Consider the following 17,979-nt stretch of genomic DNA (forward strand, 5'->3'; position numbering starts at 1 on the left):
CGTCTCTCCTTTGAACTTCGCCGTTCCGTTTCGCATTCACCGTAGGCTGAGACCACGACGGCGCACAATGCTATCGCAGGCGAAAACCCTTCCCTTGTTATGTTCATGCGGATATATCGGTCCGAGGCTTTGGGCCATACGGATTTTGAAACCAGGGAGAGATTTCATGACGCGCAAGGGTTTTGGTTTGAAGGCGATCGCTGTTGGAGGTTTTACGGCAATGCTGATGGCCGCGGTGCCGGCGGCCCATGCCGACGCCAAGGTGGTCGTGTTTGCCGCGGCAAGCCTCAAGGACGCGCTCGACGCGGTCAACAAGGCCTGCGAGCCGGAAGTCGGCGAGGCCGCCACCATTTCCTACGCGGCGAGCTCGGCGCTCGCCAAGCAGATCGAAGGCGGCGCGCCGGCCGATATCTTCGTCTCGGCCGACCTCGACTGGATGAAGTATCTCTCCGACAAGAAGCTGACCAAGCCGGATACCGAAGTGAAGCTGCTCGGCAATCAGATCGTGCTGGTGGCGCCCAAGGATTCCACGGTTGAGACCAAGATCGAGAAGGGCTTCGACCTCGCCAGGGTGATCGGCGACGGCAAGCTTGCCATGGGCGATTTCAAGGCCGTGCCCGCCGGCAAATACGGCAAGGCGGCGCTGGAATCGCTGGGCGTCTGGTCGTCGGTCGAGGGCAAGGTCGCGCAGGCCGAGAATGTGCGTGCGGCACTGAAGCTGGTGTCGACGGGCGAGGCGGCGCTGGGCATCGTCTACGCCACCGACGCGCATGCCGAAAAGGGCGTCAAGGTCGTCGGCACCTTCCCGGAGGATTCGCATCCGCCGATCATCTATCCGATTGCCCAGACCGCGGATTCGAAGGACAAGGACACGGCTGCCTTCCTGAAATGCGTCGAGTCGGCCAAAGCCGCCGAGCTCTTCAAGGAGCAGGGCTTCACGGTGCTCGCGCCGAGCAACTGAGAAAGGCCGCGCAACGCTGACATGAACTGGCTGCTGGACCTCACTCCCGACGAATGGAATGCGGTCCGGCTGTCCATCAAGGTGGCGACGGTGGCGATGATCGCCAGCCTGCCGCCAGGCATCCTGATCGCGCTCCTGCTGGCGCGAGGGCGTTTCTGGGGCAAGACGCTGCTCAACGGGCTGGTGCACCTGCCGCTGATCCTGCCGCCGGTGGTGACTGGCTATCTGCTGTTGCTCACCTTCGGCCGGCGCGGGCCGGCCGGCGCCTTCCTTGCCGAGCATTTCGGCATCGTCTTTTCGTTCCGCTGGACTGGCGCGGCATTGGCTTGCGGGATCATGGGCTTTCCGCTGATGGTGCGGGCCATCCGGCTCTCGATCGAGGCTGTCGACCGCAGAATCGAGGCGGCGGCCGGCACGTTGGGCGCCAATCCGCTCTGGGTGTTCGCCACCATCACGCTGCCGCTGATCCTGCCCGGCCTGATCGCGGGCGCGATCCTTGCCTTCGCCAAGGCGATGGGCGAATTCGGCGCCACCATCACCTTCGTCTCCAACATCCCCAACGAGACGCAGACGCTGCCCTCGGCGATCTACACCTTCACGCAGGTGCCCGGCGGCGATGAAGGCGCGCTGAGGCTGACGCTGATCTCGATCGTCATCTCGATGGTTGCGCTGGTTGCCTCGGAAGTGCTGGCGCGGCGGGTCGGCCGGCGGATGGACATCGAATGACGCTCTCGGTCGACATCAGCCATCGCCTTGGCGATTTCGCCGTGGAAGCGCGTTTCGAGAGCGCCGGCCGGCTGACTGCGCTGTTCGGGCCGTCCGGCTCGGGCAAGTCGACGCTGATCAACCTGATCGCGGGCCTGATCCGTCCGGACAAGGGCCGCATCTCTGTCGACGGCAACGTGCTGGTCGACACCGCCGCGCGGATCTTCGTGCCCATGCACAAGCGGCGCATCGGCATGGTGTTCCAGGATGCGCGGCTGTTCCCGCATATGAGCGTTGCCGGCAATCTGCGCTACGGCCGCTGGTTCACGCCGGCCTCCGAACGCTACGCCAAGATGGATGCGGTGGTCGACCTGCTCGGCATCGGTCACCTGCTCGACCGGCGGCCGGCGAAACTGTCGGGCGGCGAAAAACAGCGCGTCGCGATCGGCCGCGCGCTGCTTGCCAGTCCGAAGCTGCTTCTGATGGACGAGCCGCTCGCCTCGCTCGACGAGGCGCGCAAGGCCGAGATCCTGCCCTATATCGAGCGGTTGCGCGACGAGACGAATATCCCGATCGGCTATGTCAGCCATTCCGTCGCCGAGGTGGCGCGGCTGGCAAGCGACGTCGTGGTGCTTTCGCAAGGCAAGGTCGCGGCCTCGGGCCCGACGGTGGCAATCATGCAGCGGCTCGACCTGTTGCCGGCGGAGGAGCGCGGCGAGGGTGGTGCCGTGCTCGACACAAAGGTCATGCGCCACGATGAGGCCTTCGGCATGACGGTGCTTGGCTCGCAGGCCGGCGAAATCCGCGTGCCGCGCCTTGCGCATCCGGTCGGAGCTTCGGTGCGGCTGCGCGTCCGGGCCCGCGACGTCATGGTTGCGACCGAGCAGCCGACAGGCCTCAGCGCGCTCAACATTTTGTCGGGAACGATTTCCGCTGTCAGGCCGGGTATCGGGCCTACGGTGGAAATCGCCATCGATTGCAATGGCGCGACCGTGCTGGCGCGCATCACCGAACAGTCAAAGCAAACCCTGCGCCTTGCGCTTGGCCACAAGGTCTTCGCGGTGATCAAGACGGTGAGCTTCGACAGCGCGACGACAGGCGTCGGACTGCCGGCGGAGGCCGATGGATGACGGATGCGTATGTCGCTATGTTGCTTTGGAATAGCGCTTTGGCCGCAAAAGGGCTAACCTCGACATGATTGCGGAGGACAGGACATGCCGTCGCTCAGCCTGCGGATAAATCTCGACCCCGACGGCCGGATCGGCCCGGGCAAGATCGAACTCCTGGAGCAGATTGCCGCCTTCGGCTCGATCTCGGCCGCGGCGCGCGGCATGGAGATGTCCTATAAGCATGCCTGGGACCTGGTCGAAGACATGAACCGCGTGTTCGGCAAGCCGCTGGTCGCGGCGCAGACCGGCGGCCGCAAAGGCGGCGGCGCGCAACTGACATCGGTGGGTTTGGCGGTCGTCAGCCGGTTTCGCGCTATAGAGCGCGCGGCGGCTTCGGCGGCGGCGGTGCATATGCAGGCGCTGCAGTCGGAGATCGATGCTGGGTAGTGAGTAGTGAATAGTGAATAGTGAATAGTGAATAGTGAATAGTGAATAGTGAATAGTGAATAGTGAATAGTGGGCGTCACAAGCTTGCGGTGCTCTCACTACTCACTACTCACTACTCACTACTCACTCCGCCTTCCTCAGCAGATAAGTGTCCATGATCCAGCCCTTCTTTCGCCGGGCTTCCTCGCGGACTTTCTCGATTTCGGCCCCTACGTCCCCCAGGCGACCGGAGATGACGATCTCGTCGGGTGTGCCGAGATAGGCGCCCCACTGGATAAGGACATCCTGGTCGGCCAGCGTGTTGAAGGCGCATTTGCCGTCGAGCATGACCACCGTCGAGCCGGCATTGGCCGCCAGGCCTTCCTCGGTCAGCCGCCGGCCGGTGGTGACCAGGATCGAATCGCCGATGCGGTTGAGCGCGGTCGCATGGGCGGCGGCCAGCGCCTGGATCGCGGTGATGCCGGGGATGACTTGGAACTCGAAACCGACATTGCCCCTCAGGCGCACACGCTCGAGGATACGCAGCGCACTGTCATAGAGCGACGGATCGCCCCAGATCAGGAATGCGCCGCAGCCGTCGTCGGCAAGCTCGTCACGGATCAAGGTCTCGTAGATTTCGGCGATCGCCTCGTGCCAGTCGTCGACGGTTATCCGGTAAGACGATGTCGGCTCGGCCCGAACCGGCACATCGAACTCGACGCGGCGCGATTTCGGATTGGTGACGAAGCGGTCGCAGATCTGGCGGCGCAAATCGGCAAGATCGTTCTTCTTCGCTCCCTTGTCGGGAATGAACAGCACGTCGGCGCGGTTCAGGCCATCGATGGCCTGAACCGTCATGTGGTCGGGGTTGCCGGCGCCGATGCCGATGACGAGAAGCTTGCGCATGGCGCTCTCCTGCCCGATCGGCGGCGCGGTGTCCAGAAGTACCCGTATCCGGTGATGAAGGGCTTTGAAACGCCGTCTTTAAACGGCTAGATGGGAGCGCGCATCCGGCTGGTTCCGGTATCGCGGCACAGAGGAGGGGTCCATGTTACGCACCGCACTGACCGCAGCGCTGGCAGTCATCGCCGCTCCGGCCTTCGCCAATGATTCCGTGGCCGAGCTTGGCACCGGCGGGCTGATCCTGTCGCGCAGCGATGCTGTCGCCATGCAAAGCGAGGATCTCTTCATCTCGCCGGAGAAGGTGACGGTTGACTATGTCTTCCGCAACAACACCGACAAGGATGTCGACGCGATTGTCGCCTTCCCGATGCCCGACATTTCGGGCGATCCCGAAGAGATGCCGGCTATCCCGGAAAACCAGAGCGACAATTTCCTCGGTTTCGAGGTGACGATCGATGGCGTCGCGGCCAAACCGCAGCTCGAACAGAAGGTTTTCGCGCTGGGTATCGACATCAGCGCCGACCTGAAAGTGCAGAATGTGCCGTTCAACCCGTTCGGCGATGCCGCCAAGGCGGCTTTGGCGAAACTGCCGAAAGAGGTCGCTCAGGACTGGGAAAACCGCGGCATCATCATCGAGGACCCGGAAGCGGATAACGGATCCGGCCTGAACCCCGGATACTCGCCGTTCTGGCAGTTGCGCTCGACCTATTGGTGGCGCTCGACCTTCCCGGCCAAGAAGGAGGTCCACGTTTCGCACCGCTACAAGCCGAGCGTCGGCGGCACCTCTTCGGTCAGCTTCTTCTCCGACGGCCAGTTCCAGAGCCCGCAATACGATACCTACAAGACCCGCTATTGCATGGACGAGACGTTCGACAACGCGGTGCGCAAGGCGGCCAAGGCAAATCCGGACGGCTATCCGAAATATTACGAGAGCCGCATCGCCTATATCCTGACCACCGGCGGCAACTGGGCGGCCGGGACGATCGGCAATTTCAAGCTGACCATCGACAAGGGCAACCCCAACAGCCTGGTTTCCTTCTGCGGTGACAATGTCAAAAAAGTCGGCGCCACCACGTTCGAGGTGACGGCCAAGGATTTTTATCCCGAGCACGACATCGACATTCTGCTGCTGGAACCTTCGGACAACAATGGCGGAGATGCCAACTGATGGACGTCGCCATCTATGTCGCCATTGCCGAAAACGGCGTGATCGGCCGTGAAGGCGGCCTGCCGTGGCGGCTTTCAACCGATCTCAAGCGCTTCAAGGCCGACACGATGGGCAAGCCGATCGTCATGGGCCGCAAGACCTATGAAGGCATCGGCCGGCCGCTGCCCGGTCGTCTCAACATCGTGGTGACGCGCGACAGGACCTGGCGTGCCGAGGGCATAGAAGTGGCCCACTCGCTGGATGACGCGATCGCGCTGGCCAAGGTTCGCGGCCGCTGCATGGCGGGAGCACAGGAGATCTGCGTGGTCGGTGGCGGCGAGATCTATGCCCAGGCCTTGCCGCTCGCAGACCGGCTGCATGTGACGCATGTGCTGGCCAGCGTCGATGGCGACGCGCATTTCCCGCCGATCGACCCGAACACCTGGCAAGTCGTCAGCGCCGAGGGTTTTCCCGCCGGCGAGAAGGACAGCCACGCCACGCGTTATACGGTTTACGAGCGCCGACGCGAGGATCGTTGACGACGACAAAGGGTCGCTACCGATCCAAATCGCACGGTGACGATGGCGCATCGCGTTGAAAGCGGGTCAAGGCGTCCCTATAGAAGAACAGTGTTGCAGCGGCTCGCGTCCAACCGGACGCACAAGAGGCCGCCGTAATACTTTGATTTTGGCGCATGATTCCCTTTTCGAAAACCGATATGGGTTTTCAGGGTCATGCGCTAGGATTGCGCCGCAAGGCCTGAGGGAACCGGAGCGAAAGGACATTCATGCCCTGGAACGACAAGAGCGGCGGCGGCGGCCCATGGGGCGGCGGCGGCAATCAGGGGCCCTGGGGGCAGGGACCGAAAGGGCCGAGCGGCCCGCAAGGCTCGCCTCCCGATCTTGAGGATATCATCCGCCGCGGCCAGGACAGGCTGCGGCGCGCGCTTCCGGGCGGCGGCGGCACCAGCCCGGCCGTGCTCGGGCTGATCGCGCTGGCCCTCGTCGTGCTATGGGCCTTCAAGGCGATCTACACCGTGCAGCCCGACGAGGTTGCGGTCGAATTGCGCTTCGGCCAGCCGAAAGCAGAGCTTTCGCAGCCTGGCCTGCATTTCCACTGGTGGCCGATCGAGACGGTCGAAACGGCCAAGATATCCGAGCAGCTCGTCAGCGTCGGCGGTGGCTCGAGCAGCGGCTCCGGGCTGATGCTCTCCGGCGATCAGAATATCGTCAACGTACAGTTCTCGGTCGCCTACCAGGTGTCCGATCCCAAGGCCTATCTGTTCAACGTTTCCGATCCCGACGGCATGCTGGCCCAGGTCGCCGAAAGCGCCATGCGCGAAGTCGTCGGTCGGCGTCCGGCGCAGGACATCTTCCGCGACGACCGCCAGGGGATCGCAACCGGGGTGCGCGAGATCATCCAGGGCACGCTCGACGGCTACAAGACCGGTCTGCAGGTCAACGCGGTCTCGATCGAGGATGCAGCACCACCGCGTGAGGTGGCCGACGCTTTCGACGAGGTGCAGCGCGCCGAGCAGGACGAGGACAAGTTCGTCGAGCAGGCCAACCAGTATTCCAACCAGAAGCTCGGCCAGGCACGCGGCCAGGCGGCGCAGGTCCGCGAGGATGCGGCGGCCTACAAGAACCGCGTCGTGCAGGAGGCGGAAGGCGAGGCGCAGCGCTTCATCTCCGTCTACAGCGAATACGCCAAGGCGCCCGACGTCACGCGCAAGCGTCTCTATCTCGAAACCATGGAGAAGATCCTGAAGAACTCGAACAAGGTCGTCGTCGAGCAAGGCAACGGTCAGGGCGTGCTGCCTTACCTGCCGCTGCCGGCATTGCAGCCGAAAGCGCAGCCGGCGCCGGCCCTGGGCGGCGGCACGACGGGAGGTAACCAGTGATGGCCAACCGTCTTCCCATCATCGCCGTCATCGCGGCAGTCCTTCTGTTCTTGCTCTACTCCTCGGTGTTCGTGGTCAGTGCCGGCCAGCAGGCGATCGTGCTCAGGTTCGGCGAGATCATCGACGTCAAGAACGAGCCCGGCATCTACTTCAAGGCGCCGTTCGCCTTCTTCGATGCCGACAGCGTGCAAATGGTCGAGAAGCGGGTGATGCGCTTCGACCTCGACAACATCCGCGTCCAGGTCTCGGGCGGCAAGTTCTACGAGGTGGATGCCTTCATCGCCTACCGCATTTCGGATCCGCGCACCTTCCGCGCGGCAGTATCCGGTCAGGTCGAACTGGCCGAAGCCCGGCTGAGGACGCGTCTCGATGCGGCGCTGCGCCGTGTCTACGGCCTGCGAGACTTCGAGGCCGCGCTCTCCGAGGAACGCGGCGTCATGATGCGCGAGGTGCGCGACCAGCTTCGCCCCGATGCGACCTCGCTCGGCCTCGACATCGAGGACGTGCGCATCCGCCGGACGGATCTGACGGCGGAGGTCTCGCAGCAGACCTATGACCGCATGAAGGCCGAGCGCCTGGCGGAAGCCGAGCGTCTGAGAGCCCGCGGCAACGAGGCGGCGCAGCGCATCCGAGCACGAGCCGACCGCGAGGTCGTCGAGATCGTCGCCGAGGCGCAAAAGGAATCGGAAATCCTGCGCGGCGAGGGCGAGGCGCAGCGCAGCGCGACCTTCGCCGACGCCTATAAGCGCGATCCGGCCTTCTTCGATTTCTATCGCTCGATGAACGCCTACGGCACGGCGCTGGACAGCACCGGAACGACGATGGTGCTCTCGCCCGAGTCCGAGTTCTTCCGCTACTTCCGCGATCCGGACAGCAAGCCTCAGCCCGGGCAGCCGGCGGCGCCAGCCGCTCCGGCCGCGCAACCCAGCACCGCCCAGTAGCGGGCGGTGCAGGATTTTGTGGCGGCAATCGGCCTGGTCCTCGTGATCGAAGGGCTGGTCTATGGAGGGTTTCCGGCTTTGGCCCGGAAGCTCGCCACTGAGGTTTTGTCGGTGCCGGAAAATGTGCTGCGGATCGGCGGGCTGGTGGCGATCGCCGTCGGCGTTGCCATCGTCTGGCTGGTCCGCGGCTGAAGAATTCCTTGGTGCCGAAGCGATTGACGATTTATCCTTGGTCGATAGCTGTAGCCGCAAACGTGCCGTATTTCTTGCCAACATGAACGGGACAGGCGTCTTTGCGTAAGCGCCTTTCCTTTTCTGAAAACGCCGGGAGGCCACGATGATATCCGACACCCTGTTGCGCGCGGCGCGCCGCACCTTCTTCGCCGGCGCCACGGCATTCGTGGTTGGCATTGTTGCCGTTCCGTCCTTCGTCACGCCGACGATCGCCTCCGACGGACCGCCTTCGGTCGCCGATCTGGCCGAGCGTCTGCTCGGCGCGGTGGTCAACATCTCGACCTCGCAGACGGTCAAAGGCACGGAAGGGCCGGGCGCGGTGCCGATGCCGCAACTGCCCGAGGGCTCGCCGTTCCAGGACTTCTTCGACGATTTTTTCAAGAACCGCGGCGGCGACAAGGGCGGTGCCGCCCAGAAAGTGCAGTCGCTCGGCTCCGGCTTCGTCATCGACGCGGAGCAGGGCATCGTGGTGACCAACAACCACGTCATCGCTGACGCCGACGATATCGAGGTCAATTTCTCCGACGGCATCACGTTGAAGGCGAAGCTGGTAGGCACCGACACCAAGACCGACGTCGCGGTGCTGAAGGTCGATCCGAAAGGCCACAAGCTGACGGCGGTGAAATTCGGCGATTCCACCAAGATGCGCGTCGGCGACTGGGTGATGGCGATCGGCAATCCGTTTGGCCTCGGCGGCACGGTTACGGTCGGCATCGTCTCGGCGCGCAACCGCGACATCAATTCCGGCCCCTATGACGACTTCATTCAGACCGACGCCGCCATCAACCGCGGCAATTCAGGCGGCCCGCTGTTCAACGCCCAAGGCGAAGTCATCGGCATCAACACGGCGATCATCTCGCCGTCGGGTGGCTCGATCGGCATCGGTTTCTCCATCCCCTCGCAGCTTGCCGCCGGCGTCGTCGACCAGCTTCGCCAGTATGGCGAGACGCGGCGCGGCTGGCTTGGCGTGCGCATCCAGCCGGTGACCGACGACATCGCCGAAAGCCTCGGCATGGCGACCGCCAAGGGCGCGCTGGTGGCCGGCGTCATCAAGGGCGGGCCGGTCGACAACGGTACGGTGCAGGCCGGCGACGTCATCATCAAATTCGACGGCAAGGACATCCACGAAATGCGCGACCTACCGCGCGTCGTTGCCGAAAGCCCGGTCGGCAAGGCGGTCGACGTCGTCATCGTGCGCAAGGGCGTCGAGCAGACCGTCAAGGTGACGCTCGGCCGGCTCGAGGACGGTGAGAAGCTCGCCAGCGGCGAGAACGGCAACACTGACCAGGACAAGGGCGACAAGGCAACGCCTCCGGTATCGACGGCTTCGGTGCTCGGCATGACGATCGGCGAGCTCAACGACCAGACGCGGCAGAAGTTCGGCATCGCGGCGGATGTGTCCGGCGTGGTCGTCACCGATGTCGCCAAGGATTCGGCCGCGGCCGAGCGTGGCATCCAGCCCGGCGAGGTGATCACCGAGATCGCGCAGGAATCGGTCGGCACGCCGAAGGACGTGATGGACCGGATCGGCGCGCTGAAGGAGCAGGGCCGCAAGAACGCGCTTTTGATGCTGGCCTCGAAGACCGGCGAACTGCGCTTCGTGACGATCCGGATGGATTGAGTCCGGATCGTCCATCGCCGATCGATGGTTCAGTGAATAGGGCGGCTAGGGCGTTTCACCGTTTCACGGAACCGGTGAAACGCCCTATCTCTTTGTTTTTACGCAATTCCGGACGGAAAACCGCTTACACTTTTCCTGGAATTGCTCTAGCGAGCCACCCTTTTCGTGCCTGCCAATCCTCCCGCGACAGCCGATACATGACATGGCGCTTGAGATGCGGGTGGCTGTCGGGGACGGCGGGGTGGTCGAAATCGGCACCCGGATCGGCTCGCATGCCGAGCCGCTTCATGACCGCGATCGAACGATGATTATCGGCGACCGCGAAGGAGACGATTTCGTCGACGGCAAGCGTTTCGAAGCCGAATGCGAGCCAGGCTTCAGATGCCTCGGTGACATAGCCCTTGCCCCAGAATTCCGGCGCCAGCCGCCAACCGATCTCGATGGTGCCGGGGGCCAGCACGTCGATGTCTTCCGTTCCGGATAATCCGACGAAGCCGATGCATTCGCCGGTCGCAGCAATCTCGGCCGCCGCGAAGCCGTAGCCATCCTCATCGATCCAGGCGCGGACCTCGTCCATCTTGGCGTCCGCAGTTGCGCGGTCGCGGCGGAACGGGAAGAATTCCATCACACGTTCATCCGAGTTGATGCGATGGAACAATTCGCGGTCGCGCTCCTCCCAATTGCGCAGGATCAGGCGCTCGGTGCGGATAGGCTTCATTCGAGCGACCTCACGAGACGAACTCCTCCCGGCGATAGCCCTGCAGATAGAGCAGCGCGGTCAGGTCGCCATGATCGATGCGGATGCGGGCCTGCTCCGCCACCGCCGGCTTGGCGTGAAGCGCGACGCCGGTGCCGGCGAGACGGATCATATCGAGATCGTTGGCGCCGTCGCCGACCACGATGGCGTCCTCGGTCGTCAGTCCAAGCCTCTTGGCGATGTCGAGCAGCGCTTCGGCCTTGGCGGCGCGGCCGAGGATCGGCTCGGCCACCATGCCGGTGAATGCGCCGCCGTCCTCGATCAGGCGGTTGGCCTGGTTCTCCTGGAAACCCAGCATGGCGGCAATGCGGCTGGTGAAGACGTCGAAGCCGCCGGAGACCAGCGCCGTCCAGGCGCCATTGGCGCGCATCGTTTGCACCAGGGCACGGCCGCCGGCGGCGAGCGTCAGCCGGTTGGCGATGATGCGATCGACCACGGCTGTGTCGAGGCCTTTGAGCAAGGCCACCCGCTCGCGCAAGGCGGGCTCGAAAGCGATCTCGCCATTCATCGAGCGCGCGGTGATCGCCGCCACATGATCCTTGACGCCGATTTCGTCGGCAAGCTCGTCGATGCATTCCTGGTCGATCATGGTCGAATCCATATCGGCAAGCAGGATTTTCTTGCGCCTGGTTTCGGCGGGCTGGACGATGACGTCGACCGGTTCGGAAGCCAAGGCGGCGCGCAGATTGGCGGTCATCTCGCCGATATCGGGCGTCCGCGGCAAAACGAGATCGCAGGCAATGTCCTCAGCCAGCCAATGAACGGCGCTTGCGCCGGCGGCCCGCAAGGCCATATTCGCAAGCGAGGCCGGCACGGCGCGGGCTTCTGGACGGGACACTAGCGTGGCGATCAGCGGCATTGAGAATTCCGGCAGGCAGGCGGGCGAAGGCCGCGTCAAGAACGCGATCCTGATAGCCGGGCCGACAGCCAGCGGCAAGTCGGCGCTGGCGCTCGATCTCGCCGAACGCGATGGCGGCGTCATCGTCAACACCGATTCCATGCAGGGCTATTCGGTGCTCGATGTCCTGACGGCGCGACCGAGCGCTGCCGAAACGGCGCGCGTTCCGCATTTCCTTTACGGCCATGTGCATCCCTCTACGGCCTATTCCACCGGCGCCTGGCTACGCGACGTGACGAAGCTGATGGAAGACGGCCTGCTGTCGGGCCGACCGGTCGTTTTCGTCGGCGGCACCGGGCTCTATTTCCGCGCGCTGGCCGAAGGCATCTCGGATATGCCGGATATCCCTGCCTCCGTGCGCGAGCGCTGGCGCTACGAGCTCAAGGAACAAGGGGCCGAAAGGCTGCATCGCCTGCTCATGCGCGAGGATTCGACTGTCGCCATGCAGCTCAGGCCGACCGACGGCCAGCGTATCGTGCGGGCGCTCGAAGTGCTCGACGCTTCGGGGCGCTCGATCCTGGAATGGCAGGCGGCGCGCGGCCGCCCGCTGATCGATCGCGACAGCGCTCGCTTCCTGGTGATCGAGCCGTACCGGGAGCAGTTGGTGCGGCGCATCGAGGCGCGTTTCGACCAGATGCTCGACAAGGGCGCGCTCGACGAAGTGCGCCAGCTCATCGCGCTCGGCCTCGACCCGGACCTGCCGGCGATGAAAGCGATCGGCGTGCGCGAGCTCCAGGCGGCAATGGCCGGCCAGTCGGGGTTTCCTGAAGCCATCGAACGCGCCAAGATCGCGACCCGGCAGTATGCCAAGCGTCAGTCGACATGGTTCAGACACCAACTGGGCGCGGAGTGGCGCAGGCTGCGGCCGGGCGACGAACCGGCGCTCCCGGACTGACGAAAAGCTTTTTCAATCAGCACCTTAAAATCCCCAGCTCTAATTCTCGCCAAGGTTGTCCGGGTTAACGGTCCGTAAGGTCCGCCATGCCATAACCTCAGGGCTTGCAGTGCCGCGGGGAGTAGATGCGTTTCCATAAGGCGGAATCCGCATTCTTTGTCTTTATTTTCGTGATCCTGGCCGCGGGCCTGGTGACCTTCCACGCCTATGGCCAATTGCAGGACATCGCCGCCGATCTCGATGCGGCGTCGCGCGTCGACAAAATCGTCTATCTCAACAAATTGCTGTTCGTCACCGGCGCGCTGCTGGCGACCGCGCTGTTCTTCGGCACTTTCTTCATCTACCCGCTGATCCGCGGCCAGGTGCGGGAAGAGGGCAAGCTCAGGGCCATGACGGTTTCGCTCAGCGCCCGTTCGCAGACGCTCGAGCAGGCGGCGCTCACCGACGGTCTCACCGGAATGCAGAACCGCCGCTATTTCGACGATGCGCTGCGCGAATATCTCCAAGAGTTTCGCCGCATCGACAGGCCGGTCGGGCTGATGATCCTCGATCTCGACCATTTCAAGCAGGTCAACGACACGCATGGCCATGACGTCGGCGACGAGGTGCTGAGAGCCGTCGCCACCTGCCTGCGGGGCATGACGCGCTATCACGATGTGGTGGCGCGATTGGGCGGCGAGGAGTTTGCCGTCGTCACCCCCAACATGGATGTCGAATTGCTCGCCAGATTTGCCGAGCGCATCCGCAAGGCGATCGCCAACATGTCGATCATGTCGGGCAATGTGCGGCTGAAGGTCACCACCAGCGTCGGCCTTGCCGTCTGGGACCACAAGGAGAGCGCGGAGGATTTCTATCGCCGCGCCGACCGCCAGCTTTACGAGGCGAAGAAGCAGGGCCGCAACCGGGTCTGCGCCTAAAATTCCGACATGAATTCATGAGGCCGGTCGACTGACGCGGCTTTCTCGACTTCCGGTGCTCACGGACTGAATGTCCGCTCCGCTCCGGCTTCTCGAAAGCCACGTCATTCGACCGGCCTGATGAATTCCTGTTCGGAATTTGGCCGTGCTTGCGAGGCAGCCGTTCAGTCGTTGAGTTGGCGCATGCCGAAGGTCGAGGGCTTCAGGCCGTAGCGTGTGTCGAAGTCGTCGTCCGGCTGAGCGCGGGCGGCGGTGGTGGCCGGCTTCTTATAGTCAGGGTCGCCGGCCTGGCGGCTCGAGTCCACGGCTTCGGCAAAAGCCATGGCCTGTTGCGGCTTCGGCACGTTGCGCAGCCGCTCGACGATCATGGCCAGGTCGACATCGTTGCCGTCCACGGAGGGTTCTACCTGCTCCCTCTTCGCGGTGCCGGGGATGAATTCCTGCGCCAGCTTCTCGAATTTCAGCCGCATGGTCGTCGCCACGCCTTCGCCGAAGGCGATGGCTTCGCGCTGCCCCATGGAGGACAGGAAGGCCAGCGTCGAGGCCGAGGAGTCGGCGATCGCCGAGCGGATGATCGCCTGGTCCTGCTCGTTGGCGAGGCGCATGGCGAAAAAGGTCGAGCACTGCGACAGAATGGTCGGGTCGAGCTCACCCGGGCGCTGGGTGACGACGCCGAGATAGCAGCCATATTTGCGGCCTTCCTTGGCGATACGCGACAGCGCGTGCCGGGTCGGCGCGAATCCGAGACGCGGATCGGCCGGCATATAGCGGTGGGCTTCCTCGCAAAGTAGGAGCAGCCTCAGCCGGCCCTCGCTCCACAAGGCCAGGTCGAAGGCCAGGCGCGCCAGCACCGAGCAGACCGAATTGACGACTTCCGACGGCATGCCCGCCATCTCGAAGCAGGTGACCGGGCGGCCGTGGCTCGGAACGCGGAAAATATTGCCGATCGTTTCGTGGATCGTGTCCTCGATCAGGCGCGAATTGAACATGAAGCGGTAACGTGGGTCGGCAGCGGCCGATTCGATGCGCGTCTTCAGCGATTTCAGGATCGGGCGGTCGTTCTTGCTTTCCAGCAGGCCCATGCGCTCGTCGATCTGCTTGATGAGGTCGGCGATGCGGTAAGGCACCGGCGTGTCCGCCGTCAGCGCGTCGCTGCCGCGCCTGATATAAGTCCCGGAATTCGGGTTGCGGTAGAGGTTCTTTGCGGCCGGGATCAGGTCGCGCAGGGCGTCGACCTCTTCCGGTACCGTCTCGCGCCCGCGAAACAGGACCTCGGCGAATTCTTCCAGCCTGAACATCCAGAACGGCAGGTCGAGCGTCGCGGAATCGACCTTGACGCAATATTCCGGCAGCGAGGCAGCGAACTCATTGTGCGGGTCGAGAATGAGCACGCGCAGGTCCGGGCGCGCCTCGATGGTCTTGCGCAAGAGCAGTGAGACCGCCGTAGACTTGCCGACGCCGGTGGTGCCGACGATGGCGAAATGGCGCGCCAGGGTGTCGTCGATGGCGATGTTGGCATCGATCGACTCATCCTGCGACAGCGTGCCGATGGTCACCGAATGGCGCCCGGCCAGGTCGTAGACCGCCTGCAGGTCGCGGCTGCGGATGCGGTGAGCGATGGCGCCGATATGCGGATAAATCGTGATGCCGCGGTCGAACACCGGCTTGGAGCCGGGCTCGGCGCCGTCGCGCACTTCGCCGACCAGTTCGACGCTGACCTCGATCGGGTTCTGCCCTTCGGTGTTCCAGGCGCGGTCCGATTTGCCGATGGCATAGACAAGGCCGACAGTTCGCGCCGCGCCGAGATTGATGGAGATCATCCTGCCGACGGTCCACTGACCGCTGACGATGCCGTCGGCGTCTTCGGCATAGGCGCTGATGGTGGCGCGCGCGCCGTCGCATTGCACGACATTGCCCAGAATGCGCTTGTCGTTCTGCTGGATGTTGCGGCGTTCCTGCGAGGTCGGTTCTCCGACGGAGGCTTCGCGTTCAACAAACATAATGCCCTGGTCCCATTCCCCTGGAGCGGGAACCCTATCCAATCGGGGTTAAAGCCAGGTGAGGTCGGATGGTGTAGGCAGCGTTAAGCCAGCCGCGACAATTCGATCGAACAGCTTCTTCTCAGTTCGCGAAATTCCGATATATTGGACGAATGAATAATATATCGAATGACATCAGCGCCACCATCGGCAGACGAATACGCTGCGAACGGACGGTGAGGGGTTGGTCGCTGGCCGAACTGGCCGAGCGCTCGGACGTCTCGAAGGCGATGCTGAGCGCCATCGAACGCGGCACGACCAGTCCGACCGCGGCGCTCCTGGTGCGTATCGCAGCGGCTTTCGGCATGACGCTGTCGACACTGATCGCACGAGCCGAGATGCAAGGCGGCGGCGTTTCGCGCAAGGACGAGCAGCCGGTCTGGCAGGATCCGGCAACCGGTTACATCAGGCGGCATTTGTCGCCGGCATCGCAGATGCCGCTCGAACTGATCAGGGTCAGTCTGCCCGCGGGCGCCAAGGTCAGCCTTCCGGCCGCCTCCTACGCTTTCATCAAGCAGCAGATATGGCTGATCGACGGAAGGCTGGAGTTCACCGAAGGTGATGTGGTGCACCGGCTCGAACCCGGCGACTGCCTGGCGCTCGGCGCGCCGTCGGATTGCGTCTTTCATGCTCCGGGGCCGGATGCAGCGGAGTATCTCGTGGCGCTGGTTAAGGGATGACCCTGATGTCCCGCCGGCCAAAGCGCTCGCACAATGGCGGGCCGCCGCTCGACGACTATGACGGCCCGCCCTGGGGCAAGGGCGACGCCTATGTCTTCCTCGCCTGGCGCGCCGCCCACGACAAGGCCTGGAAGGCGCCAGGCCACGCCGTCATGCTGATGCGGCTGGAACGAGCCGAGCGGCTCGGGCTGACCTATGAGGAATACACGCTCGAGATCCTGGAGCGCGGGCGCCACCTCGGCGAGGACGATGACGACCGTGTCGCCGAAATCAGGCGGGCGCGACGACGCAAGCGCATCAGCCATTTCGAATGACCTCGTTCCCGATACCTCTGGAGAGCACCGGCATGAACCCCCTTGAAATCCGGCCGTTGACCGACGACGCGGCAACCGAGGCCATGCTGTGCGATCTCTTGATCGAGACGGTCGCCGCCGGCGGGTCGGTGAGCTTCATGCACCCATTGTCGCCGGAAGCAGCGCGGGATTTCTGGCGCAAGTCGCTTGCCGCGGCCGCGCGCGGCGAAAGGGCGGTGCTGGGCGCATGGCAGGGCGGGGCGCTTGTTGGCACCGTCACGCTGCTTCTCGACTTTCCGCCCAATCAGCCGCACCGCGCCGAGATCGCCAAGCTGATGACCGGCCGGCGCCATCGCGGCAAAGGCGTCGCGACGCGCCTGATGCAGGCAGCCGAGAAACTGGCTGCCGAAAAAGGCCGCACGCTACTGGTGTTGGACACGGCGAGCGAGGAGGGCGCGGCCGGGCTTTATGAGAAACTTGGTTTCACCCTGACCGGTGAGATCCCCGATTTCGCGCTCAAGCCGCATGGCGGGCTGACCGGCACCCTTATCTACTGGAAACGGATCGGAACGACGGCCGGAGCGCTATCCTGAAACCCGGGCGATGCGCGACAGGAGCCAGCGGCGGAAATCCTGCTCGGCGCCGGACAGTCGCGACGATGACGGCCTCGTCAGGAAATGGCCCGATGGGCTTGAAAGCTCGAAATCCGAAAGCCTGACCAGAGCCTTGTCCCTGAGCGCGGCGTCGACCAAAGGCCGGGAACCGAGCAGCGCTCCGGCGCCGGTCCTTGCCGCTTCCAAGGCGGCGACGAAACTGTCGAAGCGATGCGAGCGCCGGGAATGGCCGGCAAGCCCCGCGGCGGCAAACCACTCCGCCCACATCTCGCGCGCGCCGGCCACCAGGAGCAGTGGCAGCGATGTCCAATCGCCACCGAGCGCGAGTGTCGGCGCCGCGACCGGGACGAGCCGCTCGATGGTCAGCCGGTCTGCTTCGCGCCCGGGAAAGGATCCGTTGCCGAAGCGTATGTCGAGCGCCGAGCCCGGCTGGTCGTAGTCGGTCGGCCGATGGATGGTCACCAGATCGAGCCTCACCCGTGGCAGCGCCTTTGCCAGGTCGGGAAGAGCCGGGACCAGAACCAGCATCGCGAAGGAGATGGGAACACGGATGCTGACGGACTGCACGGCGCGCGGCTCGAACAGCTCGTTCGTACTGTTGCCGATGGTCGCGAATGCCGACTGGATGTGGGGGAGGTAGGCCGCGCCTTCCGGCGACAGGGCCACGCCGCGCGCCAGGCGCGCGAACAATCGCGTCTTGAGCCGCTCTTCCAGAAAACGGATGTGCTGGCTCACCGCTGCCTGGGTGAGCCCGAGCTCGGCGGCCGCGGCGGTGAAATTCGACAGGCGGGCAGCAGCCTCGAAACTGCGCAGCCAGTCGAGCGGAGGCATCGTGTCGAAAGCTTTTCCAGCCATCAGAAATTTAGCGCCATTACCCACAAAACGATAATTTGAATTATGCCTTCGGCGAAGCCACCATGCAATTCGTGTCCGCAGTGG

Annotated in this window: 20 protein-coding genes; 15 read left to right on the plus strand and 5 right to left on the minus strand. The window is 64.1% G+C overall.

The features are described 5' to 3' along the window. Positions 1 to 166 precede the first annotated feature (166 nt). The 4 genes from modA to AC0YKC_RS07485 all read left to right on the plus strand — a co-directional run bounded on the left by modA (position 167) and on the right by AC0YKC_RS07485 (position 3,222). Positions 167 to 961 (plus strand): molybdate ABC transporter substrate-binding protein, encoded by a 795-nt coding sequence (gene modA / locus AC0YKC_RS07470; RefSeq protein ID WP_488510655.1) that lies wholly within the window; start codon positions 167 to 169, stop codon positions 959 to 961. A 21-nt stretch (positions 962 to 982) separates the two neighbouring features. Then, positions 983 to 1,687, plus strand: coding sequence for a molybdate ABC transporter permease subunit (modB, locus tag AC0YKC_RS07475; protein WP_488510656.1), 705 nt, complete (start codon positions 983 to 985; stop codon positions 1,685 to 1,687). Further along, the gene (modC, locus tag AC0YKC_RS07480) at positions 1,684 to 2,796 is read left to right on the plus strand and encodes a molybdenum ABC transporter ATP-binding protein (protein WP_320295172.1); all 1,113 of its coding nucleotides are present in this window, start codon (positions 1,684 to 1,686) and stop codon (positions 2,794 to 2,796) included. The genes modB and modC overlap by 4 nt, the downstream gene beginning before the upstream one ends. Before the next feature lie 84 nt (positions 2,797 to 2,880). Further along, a complete protein-coding gene (locus AC0YKC_RS07485; RefSeq protein ID WP_320295173.1) occupies positions 2,881 to 3,222 on the plus strand; it encodes a winged helix-turn-helix domain-containing protein in 342 nt (113 codons plus the stop codon). Positions 3,223 to 3,345: 123 nt separating this feature from the next. Here the strand turns inward: AC0YKC_RS07485 and cobF are convergent, their stop codons facing one another. Then, entirely contained in the window at positions 3,346 to 4,107 is a 762-nt protein-coding gene (cobF, locus tag AC0YKC_RS07490; RefSeq protein WP_488510657.1) for a precorrin-6A synthase (deacetylating), read from the minus strand. 142 nt (positions 4,108 to 4,249) lie between these two features. On the opposite strand from cobF, the gene AC0YKC_RS07495 reads away from it, so the two are divergent. The 6 genes from AC0YKC_RS07495 to AC0YKC_RS07520 all read left to right on the plus strand — a co-directional run bounded on the left by AC0YKC_RS07495 (position 4,250) and on the right by AC0YKC_RS07520 (position 9,947). Continuing rightward, positions 4,250 to 5,272 (plus strand): DUF4424 domain-containing protein, encoded by a 1,023-nt coding sequence (locus tag AC0YKC_RS07495; RefSeq protein ID WP_488510658.1) that lies wholly within the window; start codon positions 4,250 to 4,252, stop codon positions 5,270 to 5,272. Next, positions 5,272 to 5,790: a dihydrofolate reductase gene (locus AC0YKC_RS07500; protein WP_488510659.1), complete on the plus strand. Its 519-nt coding sequence runs from the start codon at positions 5,272 to 5,274 to the stop codon at positions 5,788 to 5,790. Before AC0YKC_RS07495 ends, AC0YKC_RS07500 begins: the two co-directional genes overlap by 1 nt. A gap of 248 nt (positions 5,791 to 6,038) precedes the next feature. Beyond that, positions 6,039 to 7,151, plus strand: coding sequence for an FtsH protease activity modulator HflK (gene hflK, locus AC0YKC_RS07505; protein ID WP_320295177.1), 1,113 nt, complete (start codon positions 6,039 to 6,041; stop codon positions 7,149 to 7,151). Continuing rightward, complete coding sequence (hflC, locus tag AC0YKC_RS07510) at positions 7,151 to 8,092, plus strand: protease modulator HflC (RefSeq protein WP_434723306.1); 942 nt, start codon at positions 7,151 to 7,153, stop codon at positions 8,090 to 8,092. Before hflK ends, hflC begins: the two co-directional genes overlap by 1 nt. A gap of 6 nt (positions 8,093 to 8,098) precedes the next feature. After that, positions 8,099 to 8,284 (plus strand): DUF2065 domain-containing protein, encoded by a 186-nt coding sequence (locus AC0YKC_RS07515; RefSeq protein ID WP_320295179.1) that lies wholly within the window; start codon positions 8,099 to 8,101, stop codon positions 8,282 to 8,284. 145 nt (positions 8,285 to 8,429) lie between these two features. Beyond that, entirely contained in the window at positions 8,430 to 9,947 is a 1,518-nt protein-coding gene (locus tag AC0YKC_RS07520) for a DegQ family serine endoprotease (RefSeq protein WP_320295180.1), read from the plus strand. Positions 9,948 to 10,071: 124 nt separating this feature from the next. Here the strand turns inward: AC0YKC_RS07520 and AC0YKC_RS07525 are convergent, their stop codons facing one another. Beyond that, entirely contained in the window at positions 10,072 to 10,665 is a 594-nt protein-coding gene (locus tag AC0YKC_RS07525; protein ID WP_320295181.1) for a GNAT family N-acetyltransferase, read from the minus strand. A gap of 10 nt (positions 10,666 to 10,675) precedes the next feature. Then, entirely contained in the window at positions 10,676 to 11,563 is an 888-nt protein-coding gene (gene serB, locus AC0YKC_RS07530; RefSeq protein WP_488510660.1) for a phosphoserine phosphatase SerB, read from the minus strand. Here serB and miaA point away from each other — a divergent pair. Together miaA and AC0YKC_RS07540 are read left to right on the plus strand one after the other, a co-directional pair. Next, positions 11,553 to 12,497 carry a tRNA (adenosine(37)-N6)-dimethylallyltransferase MiaA gene (gene miaA / locus AC0YKC_RS07535; protein ID WP_488510772.1) on the plus strand — a complete coding sequence of 315 codons (945 nt, stop codon included), beginning with the start codon at positions 11,553 to 11,555 and terminating at the stop codon, positions 12,495 to 12,497. The genes serB and miaA overlap by 11 nt on opposite strands. A 125-nt stretch (positions 12,498 to 12,622) precedes the next feature. Then, the gene (locus AC0YKC_RS07540; protein WP_320295183.1) at positions 12,623 to 13,414 is read left to right on the plus strand and encodes a GGDEF domain-containing protein; all 792 of its coding nucleotides are present in this window, start codon (positions 12,623 to 12,625) and stop codon (positions 13,412 to 13,414) included. A 164-nt stretch (positions 13,415 to 13,578) separates the two neighbouring features. Here the strand turns inward: AC0YKC_RS07540 and AC0YKC_RS07545 are convergent, their stop codons facing one another. Then, a complete protein-coding gene (locus tag AC0YKC_RS07545; protein ID WP_320295184.1) occupies positions 13,579 to 15,414 on the minus strand; it encodes an ATP-binding protein in 1,836 nt (611 codons plus the stop codon). A gap of 152 nt (positions 15,415 to 15,566) precedes the next feature. On the opposite strand from AC0YKC_RS07545, the gene AC0YKC_RS07550 reads away from it, so the two are divergent. From AC0YKC_RS07550 to AC0YKC_RS07560, 3 genes are read left to right on the plus strand one after another with little or no spacing between them, the layout of a single operon-like run. Then, positions 15,567 to 16,133, plus strand: coding sequence for a helix-turn-helix domain-containing protein (locus AC0YKC_RS07550; RefSeq protein WP_488510661.1), 567 nt, complete (start codon positions 15,567 to 15,569; stop codon positions 16,131 to 16,133). 5 nt (positions 16,134 to 16,138) lie between these two features. After that, a complete protein-coding gene (locus AC0YKC_RS07555) occupies positions 16,139 to 16,447 on the plus strand; it encodes a hypothetical protein (RefSeq protein WP_320295186.1) in 309 nt (102 codons plus the stop codon). Between the two features lie 32 nt (positions 16,448 to 16,479). Continuing rightward, positions 16,480 to 17,019: a GNAT family N-acetyltransferase gene (locus tag AC0YKC_RS07560; protein ID WP_488510662.1), complete on the plus strand. Its 540-nt coding sequence runs from the start codon at positions 16,480 to 16,482 to the stop codon at positions 17,017 to 17,019. Here the strand turns inward: AC0YKC_RS07560 and AC0YKC_RS07565 are convergent. Then, positions 17,011 to 17,895, minus strand: a complete 885-nt coding sequence (locus AC0YKC_RS07565) for a LysR family transcriptional regulator (RefSeq protein WP_434723302.1) — start codon at positions 17,893 to 17,895, stop codon at positions 17,011 to 17,013. The two genes, AC0YKC_RS07560 and AC0YKC_RS07565, sit on opposite strands and share 9 nt — an antisense overlap. Positions 17,896 to 17,979 lie beyond the last annotated feature (84 nt).

Source organism: Mesorhizobium sp. CNPSo 4661 (genome assembly GCF_057784215.1).